This is a genomic window from Bifidobacterium coryneforme, assembly GCF_000737865.1.
Classification (GTDB): domain Bacteria; phylum Actinomycetota; class Actinomycetes; order Actinomycetales; family Bifidobacteriaceae; genus Bombiscardovia; species Bombiscardovia coryneformis.
Window position 1 is genome coordinate 79,359 of record NZ_CP007287.1, and the last position, 13,050, is coordinate 92,408.

Consider the following 13,050-nt stretch of genomic DNA (forward strand, 5'->3'; position numbering starts at 1 on the left):
ATATCTCTCCCGGGGTTAACTCTTGGTCGAGATGGTCACCGGTGGCTTGTTGTCGACCGGGGCACCCGGGGCCGGGTCGACACCGACCACCTTGGCGTTATCCGTTGTCGGCCCGTTCACGGAAACACTGGTAATGCCCAGTTCCGCGAGTTTGTGCTTGTAGCTGCCCAGGGTGTCGCCATTGTAGGAGGGGATGGCCAGACCACTGGAGGTGGTCAGGTTCACCGCGTCGCTGAACTTGTCAATGACGGTTCCTGCGGACGGGTTCTGCTCTGTTACCTTGGCGTTGTCATCGTTGGGGCCGTTGACATTGATCTTCACCCCTTCGCCCAGTTCCTGCCTCGCCTGGGCCAGGGTCTTGCCGATGAGGTTGGGCATACTCATCCCGCTGGAGACGGACAGGGTAATCATGGTTCCCTGCTGGACTGATGATCCGGGGGCCGGATTGGAACTGATGACCGTGCCCTTGGCCGCCGTTTTGGAGGGTTCCTCCTGGATGGTGATGTTGAAACGTTGGCTCTGCAGGATATTGGTGGCCTCATCCTTGGACTTGCCGGTCAGGTCAGGCACCTTGGTCATGCCCGAGGAGATATAGAGCAGGACGTTGCTCCCCTTGGGGATGCTCTGCCCGCTGGCGGGGTCGGTTCTGGTCACATGGTCCTTGGGCACGTCCGTACTGTCTTCGACGGAGGCAGCGGGCGATACCTTGAAGCCCGCCTTTTCCAGGGTTCTCTTGGCGCTGTCCTGGTTCTGCCCCTTGACATCGGGGATGGCGGAATCCTTGGGTCCTGCCGAGAACCAGACGGTCACCGTGGAACCCTTGGGGACCTGGCTGCCACCCTTGGGGTTCTGCTTGGTGAAGGTGCCCTTGGGCTCGGAGGAATCGTTGTCCTCTCTCTCCTGGTACTTGAGCCCCGCGGCTGTGATCTTCTCCCTGGCCAGGACCTTGGACATCTGATTGGTGATGGTCGGCACAGTGGTGGTCTGCGTGCGGTCCTTGCTGAAGAACGCCCAGGCGCCCAGACCGATGGCCAGGACCAGGATGACCCCCAGAACGGAGCCGATGATGATCTTCTTCTTGCGCTTGGCCTTTTGGGCGGCCTGCTTGGCCTTCTGTGCGGTGGCGATGGGGGCGGCGGCTCGGGCCTCATCCTCAATCGGGCTGAAGGCCTGGGTGGCTGCCGTGGCCTCGTCCTCTGAGGGCAGAGCCGAGGTGGCGGCCTCCTGTTCGGCGTCCTTCCTGGCCTTGAGGTTCGAAAGGTCGGTCAGGGGGTTGAAGGCGGCAGCCACGGGAGTGCCGCCGTTCATGTAGGCCATGATGTCGTTCTTGAAGGCCCCTGCCGTGGCGTAGCGGTTCTGGCGGTCCTTGGCCATGGCCTTGGCGCAGATGGAGTCCCACATCCGGGGAAGGCCGGGCACGATGCTGCTGGGCGGGGTCGCCACCTCGGACACATGCTGATAGGCGATGGCCACGGCCGTATCCCCGTTGAAGGGCGGCCGTCCGGTCAGCATCTCGTAGAGCACGCAGCCGGCGGAGTAGAGGTCGGAGCGCATATCGACGCTCTCGCCCCTGGCCTGCTCGGGGCTCAGGTACTGGGCCGTGCCCACCACACCCTGGGATTGGGTCATGGTGGCTGCGGAGTCATCCAGGGCGCGGGCGATGCCGAAGTCCATGACCTTGACGATGCCCTGCTCCGAAATCATGATGTTGCCGGGCTTGATGTCGCGGTGGATGATTCCCATATGGTGGGAGTACTCCAGGGCGGCCAGGACCCCCAGCATCACCTGCTCGGCGTCACGTTGGCTCAGGGCGCCGTTTTCCTTGAGGATGGCCCTCAGGGTCTGGCCTTTCACATACTCCATGACCAGGTAGGGCACCCGCTCATGGTTGCCCTGGCTGTCGACCAGGATTTCCTCGCCTGAGTCGTATATGGAGACGATGTTGGGATTGTTGAGCTGGGCGACCGCATGGGCCTCGCGCCTGAACCGGGACAGGAATATCTCGTCGTTGGTCAGGTCGGACCGCATGATCTTGATGGCAACGATCCTGCCGAGCCGGGTGTCCAGCGCTGTGTAGACCTCGGCCATACCGCCGCGCCCGATCAGTTGTTCGAGCTGGTAACGTCCGTTCGCCAAGGAAGGCGGCAGTGTGATGCTCATAGGGTTTCCCTTCCGTTCATCCCTTCAGGAACGTCTGCAGTCTTGTTTCCACTTTGCGTCCAGGGAAGTCTTAACAGGTTTTTCGCCATGTGCGGCTTGCTGATGATTTGCCGTGGCCGGGGTGCATCGGGGTCCATTATCTCCGTCTGGCCGATTTGCTGGTCAAGCAGGCGCTGCTCGATTTTGGCCAGGGTATGGGATACCACCAGGGCATTTGCCGGACGGTCACGTGGGTCCTTGGCCAGCATGGACATGATGAAACTGGTCAGCTGGGTGTCGATCGAATCCGGCAGGGGCGGTACGGGGTCGTTCACGTGGGCGGCCGCGATGTCCACCGGAGTGGCCCCGGTGAAGGGCCGATGCCCGCACAAGCCCTCGTAGGCGACGACACCCAGGGAATAGATGTCGGACTGGGGGGTGGCCTGGAGCCCCTGGGCCTGCTCGGGCGATATGTACTGGGCCGTGCCCACCACCATCCCATCCTGGGTGATCTGACCCTGGTTGGTGGAGTAGGAGACTCCGAAGTCGGTGATTTTGACCTCGCCCGTCTCGGAGACCATGATGTTGGCGGGTTTCACGTCCCGGTGAATCACACCATGCGAGTGGGCCACGTAAAGGCCTCGGGCCGTCTGGATCAGGATGGGCAGGAGTTCTGTCGGCTCCAGCGAACCCCGTGATCGGTAGATGTCCGCCAGGGAGTCGCTGGGGACGTACTCCATGATCAGGAAGCCGATGCCGTCGTGTTCGTAGTACTCGAAGAGGGCCGCGATGTTGGGGTGGGCCAGATTGGCCGAGTTATGGGCCTCTGCCCGCAAGCGAAGGAGCTTGGACTCTTCGTTGGTCAGGTCGCCACGGAGGGCCTTGATGGCGACCACGCGGCCCAGCTCGATGTCATAGCCCTTCCAGACCTCTCCCATGCCACCTTGGGCCAGGCGTCGGTCGAGACGGTACCGACGATGTATGAGCTGTCCCTCTATCAGCTTCACTTGGCAGCCTCCTGCATCACGCTCTTCATGATCGGGCCGGCGATTTCCATGCCATAGGAGGAGATGCCGTGGACCACCACGGCGACGGCCACCTTGGGCTTGTCGGCCGGAGCGAATCCTATCATCCACCCGTCATTGGAGGTATTGCCCGCACCGATCTGGGCGGTGCCGGACTTGGCGGCCACCTGCATGCCGGGAATCTGCAGATCGGGATAGCTTTTGGTGGTCACTCCCTCCATCATCTCGGTCAGAGCCTGGGACGTGTCTGCCGAGAAGGTCTGAGAATAGACGGAGGGCGTGGTCTCGCTGATGACGCTCAGATCGCTGGAGCGGACCCGGTCCACCAGGGTGGGCTGCATGAGCTTGCCCTCGTTGGCCACGGCCGCCGCAATCATGGCGTCCTGGAGGGGGGTGGCAAGGGTGTCGCCCTGACCGATGGAGGCGAGGGCTATCTTATCGGGGGTCTGCTCGCCCGGGAACTTGGAGGCCACGGCCCGCATGGGGGAACCGGAGGAGTTGGTCCCGTCCAGGGTGATTGTGGACCCGTACCCGAATTTCTTGGCCTGGTCGGCGATGGTCTTGCCACCCAGGGAAACCCCCAACTGGGAGAAGGCCGTGTTCGAGGAGTAAGCCAGGGCATCCTGCATGCTGATCTTGCCGTTGACCCCGTCCCCGGCGGCCGTGGCATTGGTCATATCGTACGCGGTGCCGGGCAGGGTGTACGAAGCACCTGCCGGGATTTCGCTATCGGGACTGTACTGGCCGGATTCCAAAGCGGCTGCGGCCACGACCACCTTGAAGGTGGACCCAGGCGGATAGAGCTGTGAAGTGGCCCTGTTCAGCATGGGGTTGTCGGCGCGTCTGGCAAGTTCCTGGTAGGCCCTTGAAGCGTCGGAGCTGTCGTGCCCGGTCAGTGCGCCGGGGTCGTAGCTGGGGGTGCTGACCATGGCCAGGATTCGCCCGGTTGAGGGTTCTATGGCCACCACCGAGCCGGACATACTACCCAACATCCGGTAGGCGGTCTCCTGCATGCGGGGATTTATGGAGGTCTCGATGGAGGCCCCCTTGTTCTGGGTGCCTGTGAAGAGCGACTTGGCCCGGTCCATCCAGAGACTGTCGGACTGACCACTCAGGAGGCGATCCCTGGAAGCCTCGATGCCCCGGTCGGCCGGGCTGGTGATCGAGTAGTAGCCGGTTACCGGAGCGTAGACGTTTCCGTTCATGTACTTGCGCTGGTACTGGAAGGAGTCGTCGATGGGGTCGGACATGGCCATGACGGTTCCGTCCGAGGCCAGGATGGCCCCTCGTGGCGCGGCGTACTCATGGTACAGGGCCCGCATGTTGCGCGAATCCGCGTTCAGGGAGTTGGCCCGGACCACCATGATGAGGGTGCTGGAAATACCCAGGATGACAAAGAGGACGATGACGGCATTGAAAAGCTGCCGTAAGGACTTGTTCATTCCGCCCCTCCCTTCATCTGCTGCGTCGGGGAGTTGCTGGTGTCTGTATGGGCATGACGACTTTCGTTCTCGCTGCCGGTGCTGCGTGAGGACCGGTGGCCCTTGCCTTCGGTCTGCTCCTCGGCCTCATGCTGACGCAGAACGGCCAGGGCCTCGTACTGGAAGGTATCGGATGAGACTTCCGGGGCAGGCTTGTTGGCTGCGTTGGAGATGATGATCAGAAGGACGGCCAGGATGCAGTTGGCCACCAGGCTGGACCCGCCGGCCGCCATGTACGGCATGGTCAGACCGGTCAGGGGGATGACCAGGGTGATGCCGCCCACGACCGTGAAGACCTGGAAGGCCATGGTGAAGACCAGGCCGGAGGCCAGGAGTTTACCGAACCCATCCTTGATTTTCATGGCCGTTATCATTCCGGAGGCCACGATGATCAGGTAGAGGGCCAGAACAACCAGAAGGCCGGTGAGCCCAAGTTCCTCGCCGATGGAGGAATAGATGAAGTCGGAGTTGGCCAGGGGGGTGATCCAGGGCCTGCCCTGCCCCAGTCCGGTTCCTGTCAGTCCACCTGCGGCCAATCCGAAGATGCCTCTGACCAGCTGGCCGGACCCTCCGAATTCCTTGCCGTACTCGGCGTCGCTGAAAGGATGGAGCCAGGCGTCGACCCTGGCCCCTACGTGGGCGAAGACCATGGATGCCACGACAGCCCCGACGATGAAGAAGACCGCGCCGATGGCGATCCAGCTGGTTCGCCCCGTGGCCACGTAGAGCATGGAGACGAACATGGCGAAGTACATAAGGGAGGTACCCAGGTCATGCTGGAGCACCAAGACGCCCAGGGAGATCATCCAGACGATGATGATGGGCCCCAGGTCCTTGATGCGGGGCATCCGCATGCCGAGGAACTTCTTGCCGCCAACGGCCAGCTGGTCGCGGTGGTCGAAAAGGTAGGCGGCGAAGAAGAAGGCCAGGAAGAGCTTGGCGAACTCACCGGGCTGGATGGTGTGGGAACCCACGCCCACCCAGATGCGAGCCCCACCGATTTCGCGGCCGACCACCGGCAGCATGGGGGAGAGGAGGAGTACCAGGCCCACAACCATGCTGACATACGAGAATCGCCGAAGAACCCGGTAGTCCCGCAGGGTGACCACCAGAATCCCGCAGAGGACCAGGGCCAGGCTGAGCCAGACCAACTGGGTCATGCCAACCTTGGTCGGTTCGCCGATTTTGGCATTGCGCAGGTCGATGCGCGTAATCAACGTGGTTCCCAATGAGCTCAGTATGACCACGCTGGGGAGGATGACCTGGCTCCCGTAAGGCTGGAATATCTCCAAAAGTACCCAGAGGGCGATGAAGAGAACCGCGGTGACCGCAAGCATGACCATGAAGGGACCAGGCAGGCCCCCGTTGGTCCGGGCGAACATCTGGAAGAAACCGACGAACCCCACCAAAAGGGAGAAGAGCAACAGCGACAGGCGTCGCAGGCGTGTGGAGATCATGAGGAGTGCTGCCCATCCTCTGGATTGTCCGAAGGGGTCGGGGATGCGGAGGGCTTGATCCGGTCGCCCCCCTTGTTCCGCTCCTCGCTCAGGCTTCTGGCCTCATGCCTGATCAGGGTGGCATGCTCCTCGGCATCTGCCAGACTGGAGACCGTGATTCCCGCGTCGAGCTGATCGCGCCAGGACTGGGGCAGGTTGTTTACCTCGATGTCGGTTGACCTGACCGGGTGGGAGAGGGAGACCGCGAAGGCCTTGGTGGGCACACCCTGGTAGATGGTGACCCTGCCGTTCTCCTGACCCAGATAGTACTGTTTCTGGCTCCATCCATAGGCGCTGGCTGTTCCTCCCGCCAGCCCCGCCAACACCATGGCGGCAATGGCGGCCAGTACGAGACGCATGCGGAATCGGTGGGAGCGGTCGCGCTTGCGTTGCTCCAGCTGTTCCTTGTGGATAGCATCTGCCACTTCAGGGTCGTAAGGGTCATCCGTTTGCGACCCATCCTTCTTGAGAACAACCGGAATCTCGCTCGTATCGAGCACGTGGCGTTCGCCGCTTTCCTCGCGAGCGGCCGAGGGCTGGACCATGACCCCCCGGGTCTCCTCCTCTTCCGGTTCCCCGCCCTGGGTCAGGACGGCGGCCCGCTTGGCGGGGGACTCGTTGGACTCGTCGCGCAACCTTGGTGTGGCGGCCACCGGTTCGTCGAGGATGTCGGCCAGGGCTTCCAGGTTGGAGCTTGCCGCTCCACCGACCAGAGGGGTCTGGTGGGGCAGATCAAAGGCATCCGCATCCAGTGCAAGGGTGGCGTCGGCGATGACGACGGTCACGTTATCGGTGCTGCCGGCCTTCAGGGCCATGGTGACCAGCTGCTGGGCGCACTCGGCCTGGTCGGAGACCGACTCCAGAACCTCGGCGATGGTTGAATCCTCCAAAACGCCGCAGAGGCCGTCTGAGCAGAGCATCCACCGGTCGGCGGGCCGGGCCTTGCTGATGGAGATATCCGGCCTGGGGTCGATGTCGAAATCACCCAGGACCCTCATGACCACGTTGCGCTGGGGATGGCTCTTTGCCTCGGCAGGTGAGATACGGCCCGTGTTGATCAGGTGCTGAACATAGCTGTGGTCCTGGGTCATCCGAACCAGTCGACCTTCGCGCAGGAGGTAGGCCCGGGAGTCGCCGATATGGGCCAGAACCCAGGATCCGTCGGCCAGGGCCAGGGCGGTGACCGTGGTCCCCATCCCCGAGAGTCGATGCTCCCGCTTGGCCTTGCCCACGATGGCATCATGGGCGGCAATGACCGAGGTCTCCATCATCTGGGCCAGGGACTGCACGTCCTGGTCACGGTCGTCACGCTCGATATGGGCCAGTGACCTGATGGCGATGGTCGAAGCCGTGTCGCCTCCGGCATGGCCACCCATTCCATCGCACATGGCCACCAGGCGTTCTCCGGCAAAGGCGGAGTCCTGGTTGTTGCTACGCACATAACCCACATCGGAAACGGCGGTGGAATATAGGAACAGACGTTCGGATTGGTCGGTCTTGGTCATGGCGCCTACCTCAACTCGAAGGTTGTGGCGCCGATTCGAACGGGCACTCCGGCCGGCAGGATGGTCGGCGTTGCGATGCGCTGGCTCGAAACAATGGTGCCGTTGGTCGACCCAAGGTCCTCGATGGCCCACTGGCCGCTGGCCGGGTCCTGATAGACCCGGGCATGGTGGCCGGAGACGAATTCGTCATCCAGGACGAGGGTGTTGGAAGAGGATCGACCCATGGTGATGGGCTGACCCGAGAGCGGGGTGGTGGACCCGGCCAGGGGTCCATCAATGACCACCAGGAGGGTGGGGCCGGCCTGCGGGGAATGACCGGCAGCCACCGGAGCAGCCGAACGGGTCGCCGGGGGTACCTGACGGCGTGCTGCACGTTGGCAGCGTCGGCGGTTGTGCGAAGTTCGGGGCGAGAAAGTCTCGATATCCTTGCGCAGGGACCTGATTGCCAGCCAGACAAAGACCCATAGCAGTGCCAGGAATCCATATTTGAGGATGGCGAATGTCAGTTCGGTCAGCATAATGATATCGACCTTACGTCAAGGCCTGGCTATTTACGAATCCTGCTCCTGCGAAGAAGCCCAATACAGGATGCGCGTTCGGCCAACGGTGATGGTATTGCCGTCGAGCAGGGTGGCGGCGGGAACCTGGTGCCCTTCCACGTATGTTCCGTTGGTGGAGCCCAGATCGCGGGCGACTACGCCCTTGTCGGTGATTTCAATCTGAAGATGGCGGCGTGAGATTCCCGCATCGTCAATGACGATGTCGCATGAGGATCCACGGCCTATGGTGGTCTTGGGGGCGGTCAGGAGGTACTGCCGACCATTGATCTCCAGAACGGGGCAATCCTTGGATTCGCTGGGTGTGGTGACCGGAGCCGCGTTCCCCTGGACAGACTCCGCGCTCAGGTGGAAGTCACCCTTGTTGAGGTTCAGATCCTCTTCGAAGATGACCACGACCGGGCCGACAAAAGCGTAATGCTGGCTTTCGGCGTACTTGGTGAGGTTATCGGCCAGCTCGTTGGCCAGGGCCTCGGATCCCCACTGTTCGATCCGGTCGAAGTCCGGGGTCGAGAGTCGGAACCGGTACTCATTGGGTGCCACCGTGCGGTCACGACCGACGGGCATGGCCTGTGAGTCTATCTCGCGCTCGAGGGCGCTTGACAGGTCGACAGGCTGAAGATCCTTGGAGCCAAACTTCGAGAAGACGCCGTTGACGGCCCCCTCCACGCTCTTCTCGAAACGGTCGAGAACGCTCATAGTTAACCCTTTCTATATAACTCCTTTATAGTACGTGACCGTGGGCGGGGCAGCAGATGTGCCCGCGGATACTTGCAAATTCTTCAATGAAACCAGCCGAGACCGGTCTTTGAAAAGGTCGGTATTGCAAGGGTTCATGCGGATTCCGGGGCGGATATCCGGGCGGGGGTGGCCGTGGTGGTGCTGATATCGAGATTCCCCTTTGGGGAAGTGGACGCCTATCATCAGACCAGATGCATGGCCCGATGGGAGGACCGTGCAAGACATCCGGCAGGAGAGAGAGCATGGTCGAAGAGGAGAACCCTGGTTTACGGGATTCCGGTCCCGTCTCGGCAATAGAGGACTTCCCGCGTATGAAGGCCCGGACACTGCGGTTCACCCTTGGTGCGCCCCGGTCGGCCAGGGCCGTTGGAGATGGCTCCCGCGCCCTCTTCCTGCGCTCCGACGGGGCGGAGGACCTGGTGACCTCCTTATGGCTCTCCTCCTTCGACAAGGATGGTGGTCACCACGAGATTCTCCTGGCCGACCCCCGTAACCTCCTTGCTGATGCCGATGTGGAGGATGTGCCTGCGGAGGAACGGGCCAGACGTGAGCGCTCGCGTGAAGGCGGGGAGGGAATCGTCTCCTACAGCGTTGACCGGTCCGGTGACCGGGTGGTTTTCACCCTGGGCGGGCAGCTCTGGCTGGTTCGGATTGCCCAGGACGGTCTGAGTGCCTCGACCAGGACCCTGGGGCGGATGGAGGCCGATGGGTCCCGGCACTATGCTGATCAGGCCATTCTCAACCCGACCATCTCGCCCGACGGGTCCAAGGTGGCCTATTCCACCGGCTCCTCCATGATGATGGTCCTGATTGGTCAGGAGACTGGACTTGACCAGGAGTTCCCCGTACTGACCCTGGGTGCCGATGCCGGCGATGAGATGACCCTGGGGTTGGCGGAGTTCGTGGCCGGCGAGGAAATGGACCGGTATCAGGGATTCTGGTGGTCTCCCGATTCCGATGCCCTCCTGGTGGAGCATACTGATGATTCGAATGAGCCGATCTGGTATGTCAGCGATCCCGCAAATCCCCAGGAAGCCCCTAAAGCCAGGCGCTACCCCCAGGCTCTGACGGAAAATGCCCGGGTGGGGCTGGCCTTGGTGAGTCTGAACCAGGAAGGGCGCCCCGTCCGGGTAGGTGAGGTGGACTGGGATCACCAGGCCTTCGAATACCTGGCCGTGGTCCGCTGGCAGGATGGGCATCAACCCCTTCTGCTTGTTCAGAACCGCAGACAGACCGAAGACAGGATTCTGGGTATTGAGATTCCGGCCCGCGAGAATGGAACCGATGGGGCCTCTCAGGATCTGGTAGAGGTCTCGGATGGCGGCGTCCCCCGTCTCTCCCCCGAAGGGGTATCCCGTGTGCCGACCCGTGAACTGGGGGCACACAGCAACAATCAGTGGTTGGACATTGTGGAAGGACTGCCGGCCTACCGCCCCGACGGCGGGCTGGTGGATGCCCTGATCGATACCCAGTGCGATACCACCCGCCTGCAGGTGAACGGAAAGGCCTTCTCTCCGGCTGGATGTCAGATCAGGCGGGTCATATCGGTCGGGCCGGATAACGTGCTGGCCATTGTCTCCACCGATCCCCGCAGCTTCGACCTGATGGGTCTGGGCTATGACGGCAGCGTCCATGTGCTCAACCGGCTGCCGGGCCTCTGGACGGCCTCCCGGGCCGGACGGGGTGTCGTGGTCGAGTGCCATACCATGGCCTCGTCCCATGGTCAGATCAAGCACTGCTACCTGGGCGAGGACGATTGTCTGGACCGGCTGGGAGTGGATGGACTTGGACTGATCACCGATGACCGGAGGAAGGCCTCCGACGGTCCCGCCTCCACGGTTGAGGCCATGACGGGCGGAACCCCCGGGGGGATTCCCGGGGCCGACACCCAGGCCGCTGCGGTCGGGCGTGATCAGGTCGACCCCGGCCATCTGAACAGTCTGGGAGCAAGGAGTGCCGTTCTGGCGGACCACAGCAGCCAGCCCGGTTTCACCCCCGATGTCGACTTCGTCCGGATGGGTGCCCATGGGCTCTTCGGGGCCATCGTCCATCCTTCGCCCGCCAGCCCCTATGCCGGGGCGGAGCACCTGCCTGTACTCCTGAAACCGTACGGGGGGCCGGGAGCACAGCAGGTTCTCTTCAATCAGGCCTATTACTGGGAGTCCCAGTGGTGGGCCGACCAGGGCTTCCTGGTCCTGACCGCCGACGGACGCGGTACTCCGGGTCGCGGCCCCGCCTGGGACAGGGCGATATTCGAAGACATGGCCCAGGTGACCCTGGATGACCAGCTGGAGGCCCTCCAGGCCCTGCCTGATTTCGCCCCAGAAGCAGATTTGGACCACGTAGCCATGATTGGGTGGTCCTACGGCGGCTTCCTTTCGGCCCTGTCCGTCCTCAGGGCTCCCGACCAGGTTCACGCGGCCTGTGCAGGCGCTCCTCCCACCGACTGGACCCTTTACGACACCCACTACACCGAGCGCTATCTGGGTCTGGATCCCGAGGTGTACCGGCGCAACAGCATCATCGATGACGCACCACTCCTGCGTAGGCCCCTGATGCTGATTCATGGGTTCGCCGACGACAACGTGTCCGTGGCGAACACCCTGCGCCTGTCCGGGGCCCTGATGGCGTCCGGTAGGGAACATACGGTCCTTCCCCTGTCCGGAATCACCCATATGACCAATGATGAGACCGTGGCCAGGAACCTGCTGGTCCTCCAGAGGGACTTCCTCTACAAGGCCCTGGCGTTAGATTCGAGACCATGACCCAAGCGATGCAGGGACGGGAAGAGTTCGGTGCGGACCGCCGGGGAGGCATTGACCCCCCGCAGGTCGGTCGTTCCCTGCCCAGGTTCTGGGGTCTTGCCTTATCGGTCCTGGTTCTGGGGTCTTTGGTGGGCCTGTCTTCGGGCCTACTGGCCCTCTTTTTCGAGTGGATACAACGTACCGTCCTTGGCTTCGTCGAATCCCCGGGGGTCTCCACCCCCTCGCAGGTGCCCACTCTACGGCGGGTTGCATCAGTCCTTATCGGAGGCCTGGTTGCCTCTCTTATCTGGTGGTTCTTGCGTAACCGGACCCGTAAGGTGCCCTCGGTCGGTCAGGCGGTCAAGGGTGCCGATATGCCCGTCTGGCAGACGGTTCTGCATGTGCTGACCCAGATTTTCCTGGTGGCCACGGGGGGTTCCATCGGTCGTGAGGTGGCTCCTCGTGAGGCCGGAGCCATGCTGGGTGGTATCTGGTGGAGGGCGGCATCCCGCTTGGGACTGCGTAAGGATGACAGGTCCCTATTGGTGGCGGCCGCGGCAGGTGCTGGATTCGCGGGAATCTATATAGCCCCCCTGACCGGCACCTTTTTCGGTATAGAAGTCCTCCTGACCGGGGTTGATATGACCGCCGTCATGGTCACCCTGTCCATGTCGTGCCTGGCCACCCTGGTCGGGGGTTCCATCAAGGGGTTCGACTCCTACTACCTGGTGGGGCATGACTCATTTTCCCCCTGGTTCATGGCTTTTGTGCTCTTGGCCGGTCCGGTCATGGGTCTGGCTGGTGCCGGTTTCCGTTGGCTGACCACGTGGGCTCAGAACCACCGCACCACGGGGCCTGCCATCATCTGGCAACTGACCGGGGTGGCCCTCCTGACCGGATTGGTGTCCATCTGGATGCCCGAGGTCATGGGCAACGGTCGGGCCCTGGCCCAGGTGGGCATGAGTCAGCACGCCGTTTCGGGAGACTCTCTGGTAGCTCTCCTGATTCCGGTATGCGCTTTGCTGATTATGGCTCTGGCCAAGGCTGTTCTGACCACTGCCACCATCAGGGCCGGTGCTTCGGGTGGCACCCTGACCCCCTCCATCGCTCTGGGATCCAGCCTGGGTGCAGCCATGGGACTGGTCGTGTCCTGGTGGTTCCCGGGTCTGCCCCTCTGGCAGTGCGCCGTACTTGGTGCCGCTGCTCTGCTGGCGGCCTCTCAATCGGCTCCCTTGATGGCTATGTCCATGCTGATGGAGGTCTGCCACCTCCCGGTCGGAGGTTTTATGCCACTGGGGTTTGCCGTGGCCCTGTCAGTGGCTGTATCCCGCCTTCTTCGTAAGGGTGCGTAGGCGCGAACCG

Annotated in this window: 9 protein-coding genes; 2 read left to right on the plus strand and 7 right to left on the minus strand. The window is 62.6% G+C overall.

Annotated elements, in window-relative coordinates:
- Window positions 1–15: 15 nt before the first annotated feature.
- From pknB to bcor_RS00320, 7 genes are read right to left on the minus strand one after another with little or no spacing between them, the layout of a single operon-like run.
- On the minus strand, window positions 16–2,160 hold the full coding sequence (gene pknB, locus bcor_RS00290; RefSeq protein WP_033498604.1) for a Stk1 family PASTA domain-containing Ser/Thr kinase: 2,145 nt from the start codon (window positions 2,158–2,160) through the stop codon (window positions 16–18).
- Window positions 2,157–3,146 (minus strand): serine/threonine-protein kinase, encoded by a 990-nt coding sequence (locus bcor_RS00295; protein WP_033491478.1) that lies wholly within the window; start codon window positions 3,144–3,146, stop codon window positions 2,157–2,159. Before bcor_RS00295 ends, pknB begins: the two co-directional genes overlap by 4 nt.
- Complete coding sequence (locus tag bcor_RS00300) at window positions 3,143–4,606, minus strand: peptidoglycan D,D-transpeptidase FtsI family protein (protein ID WP_033498603.1); 1,464 nt, start codon at window positions 4,604–4,606, stop codon at window positions 3,143–3,145. The genes bcor_RS00295 and bcor_RS00300 overlap by 4 nt, the downstream gene beginning before the upstream one ends.
- Window positions 4,603–6,102, minus strand: a complete 1,500-nt coding sequence (locus bcor_RS00305; protein ID WP_081870283.1) for an FtsW/RodA/SpoVE family cell cycle protein — start codon at window positions 6,100–6,102, stop codon at window positions 4,603–4,605. Before bcor_RS00305 ends, bcor_RS00300 begins: the two co-directional genes overlap by 4 nt.
- A complete protein-coding gene (locus tag bcor_RS00310; protein WP_033498602.1) occupies window positions 6,099–7,646 on the minus strand; it encodes a PP2C family protein-serine/threonine phosphatase in 1,548 nt (515 codons plus the stop codon). The genes bcor_RS00305 and bcor_RS00310 overlap by 4 nt, the downstream gene beginning before the upstream one ends.
- A 5-nt stretch (window positions 7,647–7,651) precedes the next feature.
- Entirely contained in the window at window positions 7,652–8,161 is a 510-nt protein-coding gene (locus bcor_RS00315; RefSeq protein WP_148302005.1) for an FHA domain-containing protein FhaB/FipA, read from the minus strand.
- Window positions 8,162–8,197: 36 nt separating this feature from the next.
- Complete coding sequence (locus tag bcor_RS00320; protein WP_033491473.1) at window positions 8,198–8,902, minus strand: FhaA domain-containing protein; 705 nt, start codon at window positions 8,900–8,902, stop codon at window positions 8,198–8,200.
- 284 nt (window positions 8,903–9,186) lie between these two features.
- Between bcor_RS00320 and bcor_RS00325 the strand changes: the two genes are divergently transcribed.
- The gene (locus bcor_RS00325; protein ID WP_051875554.1) at window positions 9,187–11,709 is read left to right on the plus strand and encodes a S9 family peptidase; all 2,523 of its coding nucleotides are present in this window, start codon (window positions 9,187–9,189) and stop codon (window positions 11,707–11,709) included.
- On the plus strand, window positions 11,706–13,040 hold the full coding sequence (locus bcor_RS00330) for a chloride channel protein (RefSeq protein WP_202961032.1): 1,335 nt from the start codon (window positions 11,706–11,708) through the stop codon (window positions 13,038–13,040). Before bcor_RS00325 ends, bcor_RS00330 begins: the two co-directional genes overlap by 4 nt.
- The last annotated feature ends 10 nt before the right edge of the window (window positions 13,041–13,050 follow it).